The 15,785-nt window shown below is 71.1% G+C and carries 18 protein-coding genes; 6 read left to right on the top strand and 12 right to left on the bottom strand.

The genetic code is table 11. The annotated features are described in order from the left end of the window. Positions 1 to 17: 17 nt before the first annotated feature. The gene (locus tag WMF27_RS05970; RefSeq protein WP_437761215.1) at positions 18 to 452 is read right to left on the bottom strand and encodes a hypothetical protein; all 435 of its coding nucleotides are present in this window, start codon (positions 450 to 452) and stop codon (positions 18 to 20) included. Between the two features lie 30 nt (positions 453 to 482). Beyond that, positions 483 to 785 carry a hypothetical protein gene (locus WMF27_RS05975; protein WP_437761214.1) on the bottom strand — a complete coding sequence of 101 codons (303 nt, stop codon included), beginning with the start codon at positions 783 to 785 and terminating at the stop codon, positions 483 to 485. Between the two features lie 324 nt (positions 786 to 1,109). Between WMF27_RS05975 and WMF27_RS05980 the strand changes: the two genes are divergently transcribed. Further along, entirely contained in the window at positions 1,110 to 1,955 is an 846-nt protein-coding gene (locus tag WMF27_RS05980) for a hypothetical protein (protein ID WP_437761213.1), read from the top strand. A gap of 70 nt (positions 1,956 to 2,025) precedes the next feature. Here WMF27_RS05980 and WMF27_RS05985 read toward each other — a convergent pair whose 3' ends face one another. From WMF27_RS05985 to WMF27_RS06000, 4 genes are all read right to left on the bottom strand, one after another. Beyond that, the gene (locus tag WMF27_RS05985; protein WP_437761212.1) at positions 2,026 to 3,123 is read right to left on the bottom strand and encodes a hypothetical protein; all 1,098 of its coding nucleotides are present in this window, start codon (positions 3,121 to 3,123) and stop codon (positions 2,026 to 2,028) included. 186 nt (positions 3,124 to 3,309) lie between these two features. Then, on the bottom strand, positions 3,310 to 4,389 hold the full coding sequence (locus WMF27_RS05990; RefSeq protein WP_437761211.1) for a hypothetical protein: 1,080 nt from the start codon (positions 4,387 to 4,389) through the stop codon (positions 3,310 to 3,312). Between the two features lie 83 nt (positions 4,390 to 4,472). Next, entirely contained in the window at positions 4,473 to 5,864 is a 1,392-nt protein-coding gene (locus WMF27_RS05995) for a sigma factor-like helix-turn-helix DNA-binding protein (RefSeq protein WP_437761210.1), read from the bottom strand. Positions 5,865 to 6,409: 545 nt separating this feature from the next. Further along, positions 6,410 to 6,631: a hypothetical protein gene (locus tag WMF27_RS06000; RefSeq protein ID WP_437761209.1), complete on the bottom strand. Its 222-nt coding sequence runs from the start codon at positions 6,629 to 6,631 to the stop codon at positions 6,410 to 6,412. A gap of 129 nt (positions 6,632 to 6,760) precedes the next feature. On the opposite strand from WMF27_RS06000, the gene WMF27_RS06005 reads away from it, so the two are divergent. Next, the gene (locus WMF27_RS06005; protein WP_437761208.1) at positions 6,761 to 6,964 is read left to right on the top strand and encodes an ATP-binding protein; all 204 of its coding nucleotides are present in this window, start codon (positions 6,761 to 6,763) and stop codon (positions 6,962 to 6,964) included. 22 nt (positions 6,965 to 6,986) lie between these two features. On the opposite strand, the gene WMF27_RS06010 is transcribed toward WMF27_RS06005, so the two are convergent. Further along, positions 6,987 to 7,481, bottom strand: coding sequence for a DUF421 domain-containing protein (locus WMF27_RS06010; RefSeq protein ID WP_437761207.1), 495 nt, complete (start codon positions 7,479 to 7,481; stop codon positions 6,987 to 6,989). A gap of 419 nt (positions 7,482 to 7,900) precedes the next feature. On the opposite strand from WMF27_RS06010, the gene WMF27_RS06015 reads away from it, so the two are divergent. Beyond that, a complete protein-coding gene (locus tag WMF27_RS06015; protein WP_437769894.1) occupies positions 7,901 to 8,965 on the top strand; it encodes an NAD(P)-dependent alcohol dehydrogenase in 1,065 nt (354 codons plus the stop codon). A 34-nt stretch (positions 8,966 to 8,999) separates the two neighbouring features. Here WMF27_RS06015 and WMF27_RS06020 read toward each other — a convergent pair whose 3' ends face one another. Continuing rightward, a complete protein-coding gene (locus WMF27_RS06020) occupies positions 9,000 to 9,959 on the bottom strand; it encodes a LysR family transcriptional regulator (protein WP_437761206.1) in 960 nt (319 codons plus the stop codon). A 149-nt stretch (positions 9,960 to 10,108) separates the two neighbouring features. Between WMF27_RS06020 and WMF27_RS06025 the strand changes: the two genes are divergently transcribed. Together WMF27_RS06025 and WMF27_RS06030 are read left to right on the top strand one after the other, a co-directional pair. Beyond that, positions 10,109 to 10,648, top strand: a complete 540-nt coding sequence (locus tag WMF27_RS06025; RefSeq protein WP_437761205.1) for a hypothetical protein — start codon at positions 10,109 to 10,111, stop codon at positions 10,646 to 10,648. Continuing rightward, positions 10,645 to 12,051 carry an MFS transporter gene (locus tag WMF27_RS06030; protein ID WP_437761204.1) on the top strand — a complete coding sequence of 469 codons (1,407 nt, stop codon included), beginning with the start codon at positions 10,645 to 10,647 and terminating at the stop codon, positions 12,049 to 12,051. Before WMF27_RS06025 ends, WMF27_RS06030 begins: the two co-directional genes overlap by 4 nt. A 58-nt stretch (positions 12,052 to 12,109) precedes the next feature. Here WMF27_RS06030 and WMF27_RS06035 read toward each other — a convergent pair whose 3' ends face one another. Further along, complete coding sequence (locus WMF27_RS06035) at positions 12,110 to 12,724, bottom strand: DNA-3-methyladenine glycosylase I (protein WP_437761203.1); 615 nt, start codon at positions 12,722 to 12,724, stop codon at positions 12,110 to 12,112. Further along, positions 12,721 to 13,629 (bottom strand): LysR family transcriptional regulator, encoded by a 909-nt coding sequence (locus WMF27_RS06040; RefSeq protein WP_437943918.1) that lies wholly within the window; start codon positions 13,627 to 13,629, stop codon positions 12,721 to 12,723. The genes WMF27_RS06035 and WMF27_RS06040 overlap by 4 nt, the downstream gene beginning before the upstream one ends. Between WMF27_RS06040 and WMF27_RS06045 the strand changes: the two genes are divergently transcribed. Then, complete coding sequence (locus tag WMF27_RS06045; protein WP_437943919.1) at positions 13,612 to 14,592, top strand: ketopantoate reductase family protein; 981 nt, start codon at positions 13,612 to 13,614, stop codon at positions 14,590 to 14,592. The two genes, WMF27_RS06040 and WMF27_RS06045, sit on opposite strands and share 18 nt — an antisense overlap. A gap of 7 nt (positions 14,593 to 14,599) precedes the next feature. On the opposite strand, the gene WMF27_RS06050 is transcribed toward WMF27_RS06045, so the two are convergent. Then, the gene (locus WMF27_RS06050) at positions 14,600 to 15,268 is read right to left on the bottom strand and encodes a glutathione S-transferase family protein (RefSeq protein WP_437761200.1); all 669 of its coding nucleotides are present in this window, start codon (positions 15,266 to 15,268) and stop codon (positions 14,600 to 14,602) included. Between the two features lie 7 nt (positions 15,269 to 15,275). After that, complete coding sequence (locus tag WMF27_RS06055) at positions 15,276 to 15,779, bottom strand: SRPBCC family protein (RefSeq protein ID WP_437761199.1); 504 nt, start codon at positions 15,777 to 15,779, stop codon at positions 15,276 to 15,278. Between the last annotated feature and the right edge of the window lie 6 nt (positions 15,780 to 15,785).

A 15,785-nucleotide genomic window follows, 5' to 3' on the forward strand; every position in this document is an offset into this window, starting at 1 on the left:
CCGGATTGATTGCTATATCACATCTTGCTGGTCAACCCCCTGGATAACTGCTCGGATGGCCAGTCTCTGCTCGGCGCATGTTCCCGGGTGCGCGACGGCCCGGAGGTCCGCTCGGCTGTCGGCTCGGCCCCGTTGACCGCGTTGAGCGCCAGGACGTCGTCCTGGAGATCGGGCGCGAGAAGGGGCAGGTCGAGCAGCTGCCTGACCCGTGCGCGCGTGAGCCCCAGCTTGCGCGCCACCGCAGCCCTGTCGACGACGAGGCCCCGGTCGATGGCGTCCTGCAGGTGGTGCACGAGAGCGAGCATCCGGGCGACTTTCGCCGGGCGCCGGACCGGCTCGGCCTCCGGGGGCAGCGGCTGCTCGGTGAGGGGTACGCGCGAGCTGCGACGGCGGAACAGAGTCCGGATAAGGACGTGACGGTCCTGCAGCGTCGGCGAGTCGGTGCTCGTCATGCGGCGGCCTCCTGCGAGCGGGCGTCGGCGCTAAAGTTCACGATTTCGACGACGCCGGTCTCCTCCATCACGCGCATTGTGCATCACGCGCTTTGTAGCGACGAGCGCATACAGCTGGCGCCCGCGTTTCTCGAGCGTCATCAGGCTCCAGACGTTTGCAAAGTCGCGCAGCGCGCTGAGCATCCACGTCGCTTCCGCGTCGACAACCTCGAGTTCGCCGATGTCGCGCTCGATCTCGGCTAGGTGCGGTTCGGCGGCGACGCGGCGATCGGCCTCGGCGCGCAGCCCGGCCTCGACCGTCTCGACCAGCTCGCTCGCGAACCGAACCCCCATGCGTAAGGCCCTCGGCGCTATGTGGCCCATTGCCGCCGCCCCCCTTCGGCGCCCCTCCGCCGCTCGTACACACCCCCCGCCCATCTGGACACCCCCCGACCCATCTGGACATCTCGCCCGCCCATCTGGACAGGGGACGGGGTCATCTGGACACCCTGCCCACCCATCTGGACATCCCACCCCGCCGCCTCACCTCCCGGCTCCCCCCCACCCCCGTCCAGATCCTGCTCCGTGCTGGCCATCCCTCCGACCGAGCTCATCCTTGCCGCTTTGCGTCGTGCCCCGAGGGGCGCGGGTCGCAGGAGGAGGGGTCAGGCAATCATCATGGCAAAGCAAGGACAGGATTTCGATCGCTGGGTCAAGGTCGCCGCCGGGTCGGAGCGGACCGACAACCCGCTGAACATTCCGTACGATGTCGCCGTGCGCGAGGCGGTCGCCGCCGCGGCGTTCGTGAAGAAGTACTGGGAGCCCGACGGCGATCGCCCGGGCCTCAAGCGGGTCAAGAGCCGCCTGCCCGCCTTGGCTAGCGAGGAGCTGCTCTCCATCGTGCACGCGGTGCAGGAGGCGCAGACTCGGCTGCTCCTTATCGTCGATCCGGCCGTGACCGATCTCGGAGAGCGCGCCCGGTTCGTCGTCGATGAGCTCGAGTCGGCGCTCGAGTTCCTGCTGGACGACGACGTCGACGAGCCCGCCGACGCGCAGCTCGCGCGCATCAAGGAGTTCCACGCGCAGGACGGCCAGCGCTCGAGCGCCCTCTCCCAGGCGCTCCGCGATTACGCGGGGCTCGCGGAGCCGCTCAAGGACCGCCTGGTCGAGGCGGACGAGGCGTTCGACGCGCGCCTCATCGCCGAGGCCAGGAAGCTCGCGGAGGATCTGCAGCGGCGAGCGCTGGAAGCGGCCCCCGAGGTCGGCGCCTCGACCGCCGCGACCACGATCCGCAACCAGCTGCTGCACCTCATGGTCGGGCGCGTCGGCGCCATCCGGAAGACCGCGGCCCACGTCTTCCGGCGCCACCCGGAGATCGCCCGCGAGGTGACGAGCGCCTACGAGCGGCGCCGGCGCGCGGCGGCGCGGCGCGAGAAGGTCCGCAAGGCCGCCGAGGCCGGACAGGCCAACGGCAAGCCGGCGGCGGCGCCAGCGCCCGCGACCCCCGCGCCCGCGACCTCCTAGAGATCGGCCGGCGCTCGGCCGCCGTCATCCCGGTCGGCGGCGGCTCCGGTCGGCGGCGGCTCCGGCGAGCTCAGGCGATGCAGCAGAACGTGGACGGCTCGGTCGCCTGGAGCTCGCCGACGGGCTCGCCGCCCTGCGGCGCGCACGCGCCCGGCTCCACCGCCACGACCGCGGCCGACTTGCTCCCCAGACCGAGGCCGGGCGGCGTCACCCCGCAAAATGGGACGCTCGAGTCGACGAGGGTCGACGCGACCAGGTCCGTGCATGCCGCGTCGCGGTACACGGACGCCATGATCGTGCACGAGGCACCGGTCGGCTCGCCGCAGCTACAGGGGGTGCAATCGCGGCCGTCGAGCACGTCTTTATAGAAGACATGCCTCTGGGGGTAGCCCTCAGGACAGGCGGCGTCGCCCTCGTGGTAGACGCAGGTCAGGAACCCGGGCGGCGCTGCCGGCGCGCACGTCGTCGCGTCGGCGCACGCGGTGTGCGCCCCGGCGACGCAGGCCCTCGCGCGCGTCGCCCACCAGAGCGCGTTCTGGGGGATGGGCTGCGGGGCTTCGATGCGCGGCGTGCACGCGCCGGCCGTGACCGAGGGCGCCGCGATCGTCAGCGACTGCACGCAGGGCTCACCGTTGCAGTCCTGATCGACGGGGATCGCGCCGTCGGCGGTGCAGGCGCCGTCCCATGCGTCGGGTGCGGCAAACGGCGTCGCGACAGCGTCGGGCTCGTCGCCGGCGCACGAGGACGACGATGCGGCCCACGCGGTGGGGAGCGAACACGAGACCTCGGGCGGGTCGCACGCGCAGGTCGGGCACGTCTTCGGCACCTGCTGGAGATCGGCGAAGCCCTCGTACCCGATCGTCGGCGCGTCGGCGGGGCATTCGGGGGTGGCCTCCGGCGGACCGAACCAGAGGAGCGCCGGGCCGGACCAGCCGAGCGGGGCGGGGGAGACGCACTGGCCGGAGCACAGCGCGCTGTGCGCCTCACCGCCGTCGCCGCCCTGACCGCCAGCGCCGCCCTGACCGCCGCCGTCACCACCACCGCCGCCCTGGCCGCCGTCGCCGCCCTGACCGCCGTACTTCTCACACCAATCAGGGTAGAGGACGCGCTCTTCGTCCGTACATGGGCCATAGAGGACACCTGGCTCTTGAGTGCAACCAGCGCTCAACAGCGCTCCTGCAAGGGCAATGCATGACACGCGCATGCGTAGAACCCTACTCGAACGATGACCTTCGCCGCAAGGCGGGTATCGCCCAGCGAGCCTCGTAAGGCTTGAGCATTCCACGTGTTGAGGAAAATTTCTCATGCTTTCTCGCCTGCGGGAACGGCAGATGTCCTTGCCGCCGGATCCCCGTCACAGGTTCAGTTGTAGACCCATCCCGAACGCCACACCGAGCGCGGGAGCGCTCCAGGCCGCGCGTTCTGATTCGGCGATGCCTCCGCGGCGGAGGAGTGACCAGTCGACCAAGCGCTGAACCGCCTCGGTATACCCGTACCCAGAGAGGCCCTCTGAAAACGGCCACGTGACACCCGCTCGAGCGCCGATTCCGGCACGAAGAGCCAGCAGCGATTCCGGGGTGATTGGAACCTCGGGCACGGCACGGAGCACGCCGAGCTCTCCGACCCCGCACGCGAAGAGAAAATGCCGGCGAAGGCACAGGGCGGCGTTCGCGGTGAGCGCCGATGATGCCACGCGCACGCCCTCTATTTTTGTCGACAGCGAGGAGAGCCCGCGGGCTTCCAGCGCGACCGACCATGCCGGCCAGCGTCCCGTGACCGCCAACGTCGGTCCAACCGCAACGCCGGGCGTCAGCCCCAGCGCCATCGTGGCGCCAGCGCGAACGCTCCATCGGAAGCGCTCCGCCGCAGCTTGCTCCCCGCGGTGGCGGGGTGGTGCCCGCACGGATGGCAGCTCGCGCACGGGCGGCGCCTTGCCCGGCGGGCGCGCAGGCGGCGCCTTGCTCGGCGGCGGCGCCGGCTGCCCCGCGCACGGGCGCTCGGGGGAGCACGGCGCTTCCGCCGACGTCGCCGGCTCTCCCTGCGGGGCCGGCGCTGCCGGCAGCGGCGGGAGCTCGCCCGTCTCGTCGAGCTGCACGGCGATCGACAGGGCCACCGTCGATACCAGCGACTTGCAGTCGCCGCGCGCCCTGTAGCCGTCGGTCCAGATCACCACGCCGCGGTGATCGCGCAGGTAGATCGACGCGATGAGCTCGCGCTGCCCTTGTTCTATCGACGCCGCCATCGTGAGCGGAGCCTCCGCGTCGAAGGGGTCGAAGCCCATGCGCCGGGCGATCTCCGCGCGCAGGAACTGCTCGTCGGGGCAGCGCTCGGCGCCTGGGCCGCGCGTGAGCTCGATGCGCACGCGCGCCCGGCGCGGTCCGGAATCGGCCCGGACCGGCGCGGCCGCGAGCTGCGCGGCGAGGAGCGCGACCATCGAAGCGAACGCTGCGCGCCATGCCTGCTTTCCCCGTCGCGGGGCGCGCGACGCGGCGCGCGCGTGATGCGGCGGCGCTGCGCTCATCGCCGCTCGCGCCCCGCCGTGCCGCCGGTCGTCGTCACCGGCAGCGCCTCTGCCCTCGACCGGAGCCGCTCGCGCAGCAACCTCAGCCGGCTCTGTGGAAACCGCTGCGCGTGTGCATCGACGTGCTCGAGGGCAGCGCCGCGCTCGCCGTGAAGCAGCGCTTGTCTGGCCGCATCGAGCAGCGCGAGCTCCTCGTCGAGCCGATCCTGGCTCTGCTCTGGGGGCGCCGAGACGTGCCTCGATCCGGCGGGCTTGCGCTGGCCTGGCCCATCGGTCGTCCGTGCCGCGGGCGCTCGGGGGCTCTGGGGGTCGGCGGAGCGCGTGGCGTCGTCGGGGCGAGGCGCTTCACCGACAACGCCCCGAGGTTGCGGCTCCGGCGTCGGGGCTGGATGTGTGCTCCGGGCGACGACGATGGGTATCGCGGCCGGGCCGAGGTGGCGCGCCCAGTCGACCGGTGCTCGAGCGAGCCAGGCGGCCAGGAGCACGCCGCCGGCGACGCCTGCCGCACCCCACCCGAGCGCCGCTCGAAGGGCCCGGGCGACCGGGCGCGCGAGCCGCACGAAGCGTGCTCGCCACCGTGTCCCATCGCCCCGCGCTCCGGCGCTCGGCGTGGCCGGGTCGCTCGCGGGCAGGATCGTCTCGCGGAGCGAACGCAAGGAGGTCGCGGAGAACAGCGGGAGCACGACGACGCTGGACCGGAGCGCCCGCCTCTCCTCGGGGCGCAGCCGCTTCTCGGCGGCGCGGTAGTCCCGGCGCGCGAGGCGCAGCCGGCTCGCGGCGGTGTGCTCGTTGAGCGAAAGGGCGCGCGCGATCTCGCGCATCGGGACATCGTACGCGTCGGCCAGGAGGAGGATGGCGCGGCGCTCGGGCGCGACCTCCGACAGGAGGCGGATCGCGAGCGCAAGCCGCTCCTTCGCGGCGATGTGATGCTCGCTGCTCGCCGCGGCGTCTGCCCGCTGGAAGTGGGCGGCGTCCGCGAGCCCTACCGGCACCTCGCGGCGCCGGTAGGCGCGCTCCAGATGATGGCGGACCTGCCGCCAGGCGATCCCGAAGAGCCACGACGCCTCGGCCCTCCAGTGCTCGCCGAGGCGCTCCGGTCGAGATGGATCGGGCATGCCCGTGGGTGTGGTGCGCAGCCAGGCAGGCGTGTCGCTCGGTGCGCTGTCTGCGGCCACAGCGGCCTGCGCGGGCGCTGCGGCGCATCCCACGGTGTCTGGCGAGTCCACCAGGACCGCGGTGCGCGCGCTGCTGGAGCGCATGGGGTCGTACCGGGGGAAGCTGCGGTAGGCGCCCAGCAGGACGTCCTGGCACAGGTCGTCGAGGTCGTCCTCGGCGACGCCGAGGAACCGGAGCATGCCAGGGAGGACATGAACGGCGGTTGTGTGCATGGATGCCCAGGCGCCGTGCTGGACCGGGTCGGCCGGAGGACGAGAAGGGCTCATACACAGAATTACGGGGCGTTTCTCGCAGCCGTCACAGAATCGGTCCGGGCCGAGGCCCCCTCCGACCCGATGCGGCCCCCTCGATCCGGTGCGATCCCAGCTCGGACGAGGGGCGACCCCTTCGACCGGGTGGAACGCCCGATGGGAGGGGAGCAGGTCCTCCAGCAGCCCGAGGCATCCATCCGCTGTGCGCCGCGTGGCGAACCTGCCCGACCCTCCGATCTTCCGGGAGCTCGATGTCGGCGCCCTGCGCCTCGAGTGTCGTGATGTCACGATGGCGCGTGCGTGTGCTGGTTCCCCGTGAACGTGACGGCGGTGGGGGGACGATGACGTAGAAGGCGTGCCGGGCCGACGGGCCGACATGCATGGATACCGGGGCCCGTTTCGATCACCGACGCCGGGCAGCATCCTCAGCGGCCCACGACGCTCGCAGCAGCTGGATAGCCTCCTGCTCGACCCGCGGGAACAGCCCCCGCACCATCGGCTCGACCTTAGCCGCGCGTGATGGCGACGGCGTCGGCGTGCGGCAGGGATTGGTGCGCGAGTCCTTCGGCCCGCCGCCGCACCTCGCGAACGAGCGCGTCTCGGAGCTCGTCGTGGGCGCGGTTCGCACGCTCCATGAACTCGCCGGGCCACGCCGCGTGGTGTGGGTCGGTCTCGCCGGTGCGGAGGTACCGCTCGACCTCGTCGGCGGCGCTGGGCACGTTGCTCACTGGCGCATTCTACTCGGGCAGCGCTTCCGGGTTAGCAGCAATCGACGCGGACGGTGCGCGCCGGGTGGCCGCTCTTGTGGCAAAGCGGCCATTCGACCCGATGCCACGCGCCCCGAACTTCGAAAGGCGATGCTCGACGATCTGCTGATCGCGCCGATGAACGACGCGAAGCGGCGCGATCTGCTCGAGGTGCTGGAAGACAGGTACGACGAGCGCTCGACCGTGGTGACCATCCGGGTCCCGATGAAACGTTGGCACGAGATGCTCGCAAACCCACCAGCGCCGACGCGAACTGCGATTGGCTGGTCCACAACGCACACGGGTTCTCGCTGAAGGGGCCGTCAGTCAGCCCGGCTCACGGCTCGCCGCCCTGCGCACCCTGCTTCTTGACCACGCTGATCTCCCCGTCCGCCTCGAGGCAGGCAGAGCGCACCGTGGTGATGTCCGTGATCCCTTGCCTGCGAAGGGCCGCCTGTAGCTCCTCCTCGGTGACCATCTCCCGGCGCATGTTGTCCCGCTGGAGGCGGCCGTCTCGGACGAGGGTCGTCTGCGTGTCGCGCAGGCAACGCCGGAAGAAGGGGACGCGGAACTCCAGGATATCGAGCACGTAGCCCCAGGCGACGATGAGCGCGATCATGAGCAAGGCGTCCGCGGGCGAGCTCGAGCCGCCCATGATGCCGTCGGCGGCCATACCACCGATGAGAATGAGGGCAAGCATATCGTTCGGTGAGAGATGTCCGGTGCGTCGCTTGGGGATGACGCGGATCAGGATGACGAGGGCGAGATAGACGAGCGTCGTGCGCAGGGCGATCTCCCAGAGGGGCTTGGAAAAACCAAGGTTCCCTTCCATGAGCGTCCCCTGCCAGTACGGCCACGCGCGTCAGCGCGCAGAATGGAAGTCGGGCGCGAGGTTCGCAGCCGCCCAGCGCGCCGGCGCCGCGATCTCGACGCAGCGGTGCAGGTGTCTCGTCTCGGTATTGCTGGGCATGGCCGTCTCCTTCGGGGGCACGGGAGTACTGCTCCGTTCGCGCTGGAGGGGCCCTCGCAAGAAAGGGACCGCTCCAGACCGTGTGCTGCGCGGGCGAGGAGGGGGTCGCGCGGTGCACTGCCTGCGAAATTATCGTAATTGTTCTGATTTTTGCCCGTTCGGCGCTCTGGTTCACCGTCGGCGCCGAGCGCATGATAGTGCTGCACATGGCCCGGCAGCCGGCGAGCGAGCAGGGCCGATCCTCCCCCTTCCCGGAGCTCAAGCTCTTCCAGGAGTTCAAGATGACCGTGAAAGCCTTTGGTGCCCATGCCGCCGACAAGCCGCTGGAAGCGCTCAACATCTTTCGTCGCGCCCCAGGCGACCACGATGTGCAGATCGACATCATCTACTGCGGTGTCTGCCACTCGGACTTGCACACCGTCCGAGGTGAATGGGCCGGCACGCTCTATCCGTGCGTTCCTGGGCACGAGATCGTGGGGCGGGTATCCGCTGTGGGAGCCCAGGTATCTCGCTTCAAGAAGGGCGAGCTGGTCGGCGTCGGTTGCATCGTCGACAGCTGCGGGCGCTGCGCGTCCTGCGCCGAGCACCTCGAGCAGTACTGCGAGAGGGGCATGACGCTCACCTACAACTCTCCGACCCCGGACGCCCCCGGGCACACGCTGGGCGGCTACTCCCAGCGGATCGTCGTCAACGACAGGTACGTGGTGAAGATCAGCCATCGCGAGGAGCAGCTGGCGGCCGTGGCCCCGCTGCTCTGCGCCGGCATCACCACCTATTCGCCGCTCCGGCACTGGAACGCCGGGCCCGGCAAGAAGATCGGCGTGGTGGGCATCGGCGGGCTCGGCCACATGGGCGTCAAGCTCGCCCACGCGATGGGCGCGCACACCGTCGCGTTCACGACGTCGGAGTCGAAGCGGCAAGACGCCAAGGCCCTCGGCGCGGACGAGGTCGTCGTGTCGCGCAACGCGAACGAGATGGACGCTCACGCCGAGAGCTTCGACATGATCCTGGACACGGTCGCGGTGAGCCATGACCTCGACGCCTTCACGAGGCTGCTCAGGCGGGACGGCGCCCTGGTGCTCGTGGGCGTGCCGAAGGACGCCCACCCGTCGCCCGCCGTCTTCAACCTCGTGCTCAAGCGCAGGACGATCGCCGGGTCGACGATCGGCGGCATCGCCGAGACGCAGGAGATGCTCGATTTCTGCGCGGAGAAGGGGATCGTCGCCGACATCGAGGTGATTCCGATCCAGCGGATCGAACAGGCGTACGAGCGGATGCTCAAGAGCGACGTCAAGTATCGCTTCGTCATCGACACCGCCAGCCTGGCCGCCGGGCCACAGCGGTAAAGCCCTGGGTCATCGTCGAAGCTGAGGGGCGGCACTAGCCCCTTCGCCTCTTCCGTGGCTCGCGGCGCTGCCCGGCACGCCCGCTCCGCGCCGCCGTCTCTTCCCCGCCTGCCACGACCTCCCGCACGCTGTCGCGCAACCAGCGGTGCGCGGGGTCCGCGTCCAGCCTCGGGTGCCACAGCAACGAGACGGTGATCTCCGGCGCGGCGAAGGGCAGCGCGAAGCTGAACAGGCCGTCGCGCAGGCTCCTTGTGTGGTGATCCGGAACGGTCGCGATCAGGTCGGTCGCGCGCGCCAGGGCGATCGCCGTGGCGAACCCGCCGACGATGGTCACCACCTCGCGCGCGAGGCCGAGCGCGGCCAGGCTCTCGTCGATGCGCCCCTTGGCCTGGCCGCGCCGCGAGAACACGACGTGGCGTCCGGCGGCGTAGCGCGCGGGCGTGATCTTCGCGCGGCCGAGGGGGTGATCGCTGCGCACGACGCCGATGAAGCGGTCGCGGAACAGCGCCTGGGTCCGCAGCTCGGGGCTGGTGTCTTCGTCGACGACGCCCGTCTCGAGGTCGACGGCGCCAGCGCGCAGCGGCGCGCTGTCCTTGTCGGGCTTGGCCACGAAGCGCAGCCGGACGCCTGGCGCTTCGGCGCCGGTGCGCTCGATCAGGGCCGGACCGAAGCTCTCGACGAAGCCCTCGCTCGTGCGCAGCGTGAAGGTGCGCACCAGGCGCTTCAGGTCGAGCTTCTCGGCCGGCCGCAGGACGGCCTCGGCGCCCTGCACCAGGTGGCTCACGCGCTCGCGCAGCTCGAGCGCGCGTGGGGTCGGCACCAGGCCGCGCCCAGCGCGCACCAGCAGGGGGTCGCCCAGGGTCTCCCGCAGGCGCGCGAGCGCCCGGCTCATCGCCGAGGGGCTCAGGCGCAGGCGTCGGGCCGCGCCGGTGACGCTGCCTTCCGTGAGCAGCACGTCGAGCGTCACGAGCAGGTTCAGGTCGGGCAGCGACATGCCACCAGGCTACCAGAGGTCGGGGCAATATATGGCGTCGTATGCACATAATGTTTGCGATCGTTGCGCGTTCCGCAATCCGCGCCGGCGCTCTAGTTTCGATGTCGAAGGTCGGATCACCTCGATTCGAGCCGAGCCGGAGGCCACCCATGACCGAGAACGCCCTTGACCTGTTCGTCCATCGCACCCGCGCCAGCTGGGGACCGCTCAGCAGCGACCTTGTCGCCAGCTGTCGCGGTCACATGGAACAGCTGGCGAAGGCGCACGCCGCCGAGCCCTGGCTCGCGGCGCTGCACGAGGAGGCGCCCGCGTCCCGGGAGCTCTACCGGGATGCGGAGCACGGCTTCGTGCTGCAGGCCCACACCGAGCAGGCCGGGCTCTACCGCCCGCCGCACGACCACGGTCGCGGCTGGGTGATCTACGCCCTGCAACGCGGAGAGATCGCGATGTCGACCTACGCTCGCGTCGAGACCGGAGCCGGCGTCCAGCTGGTCAAGCGTGACGAGACGCTGTTGCGCGCCGGACAGGCGCAGCTGTTCTTGCCGGGAGACATCCACGACACGCGCTGCGTCGCCGGCCCGGCGCTGCTGTTCCGCTTCACCGAGCGCGATCTCCGGCAGGAAGATCAGGTCGCGCGGCGCGTGACCCGCTATGTCGAGCGCAACGGCGTCTGGACGGTGGGCACATGATGGCGCTGCGCACCTCGATCGCGGGCGCGCCCCTGCCGGGCGAGGCGCCCGATCAGGCGGCTTCCGGTGTGCAGAGCCCGGCGCGCGCGGAGGCGATCGCGTGCGTGCTGGCGGCCATGGTGCTGGTGGTGCTCTCCGCGGGCATCGCCAACGTGGCGCTGCCTGCGCTGGCGCACGCGTTCCAGGTGACCCCCGCCGCGTCGGTGCGCGTCGTCAGCGCCTACCAGCTCGCGCTGGTGATGGCTCTGTTGCCGTGCGCCGCGCTGGGCGAGAGCCTGGGCCATCGCGCCGTGTTCACGGCAGGCGTCGGGCTGTTCACGGGCGCGTCGGTGCTGTGTGCGCTGGCGCCGTCGCTGCACTGGCTGGTCGCTGCGCGCTTTTTGCAGGGGCTCGGGGGCGCCGCCGTGATGGCGCTCGGCGTGGCGCTGCTGCGCTTCGTGGTTCCGCAGGCGCAGCTGGCAGCCGCCATCGGCTGGAACGCGCTCGCCGTGGCGCTGTCCTCGGCCGCGGCGCCCACGGTCGGCGCCGCGCTGCTCTCGAGCGCGAGCTGGCCCTGGCTGTTCGCCGTCAATCTTCCGCTCGGCGCGGCGGTGCTGCTCGCCTCGCGCGGCCTCCCCGAGGTCCCCGGCACGGCGCGCGCGCTGGACGCGACCAGCATGGCGCTGAACGCGGCGGCCTTCGGCGCGCTGATCGCAGGCGCGGAGCTGCTGCCGGCCGCGCCGGCGCTCGGGGTCGGCTTGCTCGCCGCGGCCGTCCTGAGCGCGACGCTGTTGCTCCGCCGCGAGCTGCCGAAGGAGGCGCCCCTGGTGCCGCTCGACCTGCTGCGCAGCCGTTCGTTTCGCATCTCCGTGATCGCCTCGGTCGCGTGCTTCGCGGGACAGGCCTCGGCGCTTGTCGCGCTGCCCTTCTATCTGCGGCACAGCTTTGGCCAGGACGCTCTGAGCACCGGGCTGCTGATCACGCCCTGGCCGCTGAGCGTGGCTTTCCTGGCGCCCGTCGCGGGCCGCCTCGCCAACCGCATCTCGACGGCCTGGCTGTGCGCGACGGGCGCGGGGTGTCTCGCGCTGGGGCTCGCTGCGCTCGCGCTGTCGCCGGCGCGCGGCAGCGCGCTTTCGCTGGTGCCGTTCGTGGCGCTGTGCGGCGCGGGCTTTGGCCTGTTCCAGGTGCCGAACAACCGCAACATGCTCCTCGCGGCGCCGCGCGCGCGGAGCGCCGCCGCGGGCGGCATGCAGGGCACCGCGCGGCTGGCAGGCCAGACGGCGGGCGCTGTCGTCATGACCTTGCTCTTCACGCTCATGCCCGTAGATGCCGCGCCGCGCGTCGGCCTCGGCGTCGGCGCCGTGCTGACGCTGAGCGCCGGGATCGTCAGCGCGCTGCGCGCTGGCTCGCACCGCAATCCATGACGGTGGGCGGATGGGCAGCTGAGAGCCGCGGTGTCCTGACCGTGACGGGTGCGCGCTGTCAGCGCCGGGGGCGCTTGAATCGCTCGCGCGAGCGCTCGACGTCTCCTCGGATGACGCAGCCCTCGGCGTGATCGTTCACCAGCCCCATCGCCTGCATGAACGCGTACACCGTCGTGGGGCCGACGAACTTCCAGCCGAGCTTCTTCAGGTCCTTCGAGAGGGCGACCGACTCCGGTGATGTCGATACGGTCTGCGGGCGCGCGAGCCGCGCCGCTTCGGGCTCGTAGCGCCAGACGAACGCCGCCAGCGAGCCCTCGCGCGCGACGAGCTCTCCGGCGCATCGCGCGTTGTGGATGACCGCCTCGATCTTGCCGCGGTGGCGGATGATCCGCGCATCTCCGAGGAGCCGCTCGACGTCTCGCCCGGTGAAGCGGGCGATCGCGTCGAAGTCGAAGCCGTGGAACACCGCGCGGAAGCTCTCACGCTTGGCGAGGACGGTGCGCCAGCTCAACCCGGACTGGAAGCCCTCGAGGCTCAGCTTCTCGAACAGCCGGCGGTCGTCGCTGACAGGAAACCCCCACTCGCGATCGTGGTAGTCGATGAACTCCGGCGCCGCGCCGGACCAGCGGCAACGCGCTCGACCGTCGGGCCCCACGATCGTCGCGGCGCTCATGCCACGTCGCCTCGGGCAGCCGCGACGCGGCGGCACGCCGATGGGCCATCGACCCGCTGTTCTCCACGGGAGGTGGCCTTGGTCGTGTACTCCGCGAACAGCTCGCCGAGCGCCCTCGCCATCGCGCGCATGCGCGGCACCTGGCGCAGCTCTCGATGCATGACGACGTAGAACGGGACCGACGGACCCGCGGCGTCGAGCGCCACGGGCTCCAGACCCGGAACATCGACGCCGGCCGCGTGCACGACGATGCCCATGCCTGCTCGCGCTGCCTCGAGCCGCGTCTCCACGGCGTTTGAACGAAGCGGGAAGCTCTGAGCGCCGCGCTCCACGAGCCAGTGGAAGGGGCCGAGTCCCTGGCTGACTCGCTCATCGACGAGGAAGCGCTGGCCTGCGTAGTCGTCTCGCGTGACCCGGCGCCCGGGCAGATGCGCTGCCAGGTAAGCGGCGCTCGCGTACAAAGCCGGCTTGACCTCGCCGACGCGCTTCTCGATGAGCACGTTCGAGGCCGAACGACCCCCGCGGAGCCCGATGTCGGCCTCGCGCTCCGCCAGATCGACGAGCCGCGACTCGACCGACACCTCGACGATGGTCGTCTGGTCCTGCTCCCAGCATCGCCGCGCCGCCTGGGCCGCCACGGCGCCAAACCCTTCCGGCACGGAGAGACGCACGGTGCCGGCTCGTTCACGATCGTGCGCCCCGAGCGCTTGCTCGAACCCGGCGGCGATGCTCACGAGCGCGAGGGCCTCGCGTTCCAGCCGCACCCCGTGGCTCGTCCGGTGGACGACGGAGCGCCCGAGCGCGCGCTCGAGCGTCGAGACGCGCCGCATGACCGTCGAGGCCGACATGCCGAGGCGCTGTCCGGCCGCGAGGAAGCTCCCGCGGCGGTGGACCTCGAGCAGCACACGACAATCGTCCCAGTCCATGGGACGACCGTGCCATCTCGGCGGATCGTCGTCCATGCAAAACGGGTTTGTACCAGCGCAAAACCTCCTTGGTGCGGCGCAGGTTATGCTGTCTCCATGAAAATGGCAGTGCTCGGTACAGGAGCCATCGGCAGTACATTCGCTTACCAGCTCGTTAACGCCGGCCACGAGGTCACGGCCGTCGCGCGCGGCGCGCGGCTGGAGCGCCTGCGGGAAGACCGCGCCATTGTCCTGAGCGATGGCGCGCGCGCCCCTGTGGCCGTCGCCGGCACGCTCGACCCGAGCGTTTCGTACGATCTCGTGCTCGTGACGGTGCTGGCGCCTCAGGTCGACAGCGTCCTACCCGCGCTGCGACAGAGCGCCGCGAGACACATCATGTTCATGTTCAACACCTTCGAGCCGCTGGATCGACTGCGGGACGCGGTGGGCGCCGAGCGCTTCTCGTTCGGCTTCCCCGGCGGCGTGCTGGCGCACCTCATCGACGGCAAGCTGCGGAGGCGCATCCTGCCCGGCACCACCGTGGGCGATGCGGCCTGGGCGGAGGTGTTCGGCGCTGCGGGGATCCCGACCGTGACCAGCGCCGATATGCACGGATGGTTGCGCTCGCACGCCGCCATGGTGATCCCCCTCATGTCGATCGGCGTCGTCGTGGCGCACCGGAACGCCGGCATCACATGGCGTGAGGCGCGCCGCTACGCCGCCGCGCTCGCCCAGGGGTTTCACATCGTGCGCGGCCTGGGCCACGCCCTCGAGCCCACCGTGGTGGCGCTGCTCAGCCGTCTGCCGCGCACGCTCACGACCGGCTTGTTGTGGCTCATGAGCCGCACCCAGGAGCTCCGGAACCTCGGCGCGCTCGGCGCCGCGGAGCCCCGGATGCTCATCGACATGATGGCGACCGCGGTGCCGAACGAGGCCGCCGAGCTGCTGGCGATCCGCCCGTAGACCGGAGCTAGTCGCGATCGGCCGGCGCGCCGCCCGGGAAGTAGTGGCGATAGGGGCGGCCGCCCTCCACGGCGCGATCGACGGACGGGCGCTCGCGCAGGCGGCGGTAGTAGGCGCGCAGGTTGGGGCGGTCGTCGAAGGGCTGGACCCAGTCGGCGTAGAACAGCGACGGGGCGGCGGCGCAGTCGGCGAGGGTAAAGGCGTCGCCTGTCGCCCAGGTGCGGCCGGCGAGCTGGCCGTCGAGCCAGGCGTAGACCTTGTCCAGGGCGGCGCGGGCCTGGACCTCCCCGTACTCATCGCGCGGGTTGGACTGCATCTCGCGGATGCGGTTGTTCACGATCACCTGCATCATGTTCATGACGTAGTTGTCGAAGATGCGGTCGAACATCCGCACCTGGAGCGCGGCGGCCGGATCGCGCGGGATCAGGCGGGCAGGATCCGGATGCGCCTGGTCGAGCCACTCGACAACGATGGTCGCCTCCCACAGGGCGAGGTCGCCGACCCGGAGCACGGGGAACTTGCCGAGCGGCCAGAGCGCCGCCAGCTCGGCGCCGGCCTGCGGGTTGGAAGGCTCCAGCAGGCGCAGCTCGAAGGGGACGTCCTTTTCATAGAAGGCGATGAAGGCCTTCTGGGAGTAGGACGAGAAGGGGTGGGCGTAGAGGATCGGTGTTGTCATGGTGGCCTCACTGCTTCGCGCCCCTCGCCAGCTCCTCGCCGAGCGCGTCCAGCATCTGGAGCCAGCTCGGGTGCGCGCCGGTCCGGCGAGCGAGCGCCTCGCTCACGTTCTGCTCGAGCCTCACGAGCGTCCGCCCGTTCCGCTCGACGAAGGTGATCGACACGAGCGTCTCCTCGGGCCAGTCCCGATCGTGCCCCTGGCTCTCGGAGGAGACGGGATTCCCGTTCGCGTCGGCGATGCGCATGGTGAACGCGAGCCGCTCCGGCCGCACGACCTCGCGGTAGACACCGACGGTCCAGCAATCGCCGAACTGCGGGTTGTGGATGCACGAGTGGAAGCCCCCTCCCGGTCGGACGTCGATCCGCGCGAAGCGGAGGGTGCACCCCCGCGGCGCGAACCAGCGCGCCAGCAGGTCGGGGTTCGTCCACGCATCGAACACCACGTCGCGCGGAAAATCGAACGTGCGCTCGATGAGGACCGTGGGCTCATGAGGGGTTTGAGAGATTTGCATCGTGAC

Origin of the sequence: Sorangium sp. So ce281, assembly GCF_051527395.1 — a bacterium.
In the GTDB taxonomy this organism is placed as follows: Bacteria; Myxococcota_A; Polyangia; order Polyangiales; family Polyangiaceae; genus Sorangium; species Sorangium cellulosum_B.

Bases quoted from the DNA above. Each gene is read 5' to 3' on its own strand.
- WMF27_RS05970 (WP_437761215.1), bottom strand. From the start codon at position 452: ATGACGAGCACCGACTCGCCGACGCTGCAGGACCGTCACGTCCTTATC.
- WMF27_RS05975 (WP_437761214.1), bottom strand. From the start codon at position 785: ATGGGGGTTCGGTTCGCGAGCGAGCTGGTCGAGACGGTCGAGGCCGGG.
- WMF27_RS05980 (WP_437761213.1), top strand. From the start codon at position 1,110: ATGGCAAAGCAAGGACAGGATTTCGATCGCTGGGTCAAGGTCGCCGCC.
- WMF27_RS05990 (WP_437761211.1), bottom strand. From the start codon at position 4,389: ATGGTCGCGCTCCTCGCCGCGCAGCTCGCGGCCGCGCCGGTCCGGGCC.
- WMF27_RS05995 (WP_437761210.1), bottom strand. From the start codon at position 5,864: ATGCACACAACCGCCGTTCATGTCCTCCCTGGCATGCTCCGGTTCCTC.
- WMF27_RS06005 (WP_437761208.1), top strand. From the start codon at position 6,761: ATGCTCGACGATCTGCTGATCGCGCCGATGAACGACGCGAAGCGGCGC.
- WMF27_RS06010 (WP_437761207.1), bottom strand. From the start codon at position 7,481: ATGGAAGGGAACCTTGGTTTTTCCAAGCCCCTCTGGGAGATCGCCCTG.
- WMF27_RS06015 (WP_437769894.1), top strand. From the start codon at position 7,901: ATGACCGTGAAAGCCTTTGGTGCCCATGCCGCCGACAAGCCGCTGGAA.
- WMF27_RS06020 (WP_437761206.1), bottom strand. From the start codon at position 9,959: ATGTCGCTGCCCGACCTGAACCTGCTCGTGACGCTCGACGTGCTGCTC.
- WMF27_RS06025 (WP_437761205.1), top strand. From the start codon at position 10,109: ATGACCGAGAACGCCCTTGACCTGTTCGTCCATCGCACCCGCGCCAGC.
- WMF27_RS06030 (WP_437761204.1), top strand. From the start codon at position 10,645: ATGATGGCGCTGCGCACCTCGATCGCGGGCGCGCCCCTGCCGGGCGAG.
- WMF27_RS06035 (WP_437761203.1), bottom strand. From the start codon at position 12,724: ATGAGCGCCGCGACGATCGTGGGGCCCGACGGTCGAGCGCGTTGCCGC.
- WMF27_RS06050 (WP_437761200.1), bottom strand. From the start codon at position 15,268: ATGACAACACCGATCCTCTACGCCCACCCCTTCTCGTCCTACTCCCAG.
- WMF27_RS06055 (WP_437761199.1), bottom strand. From the start codon at position 15,779: ATGCAAATCTCTCAAACCCCTCATGAGCCCACGGTCCTCATCGAGCGC.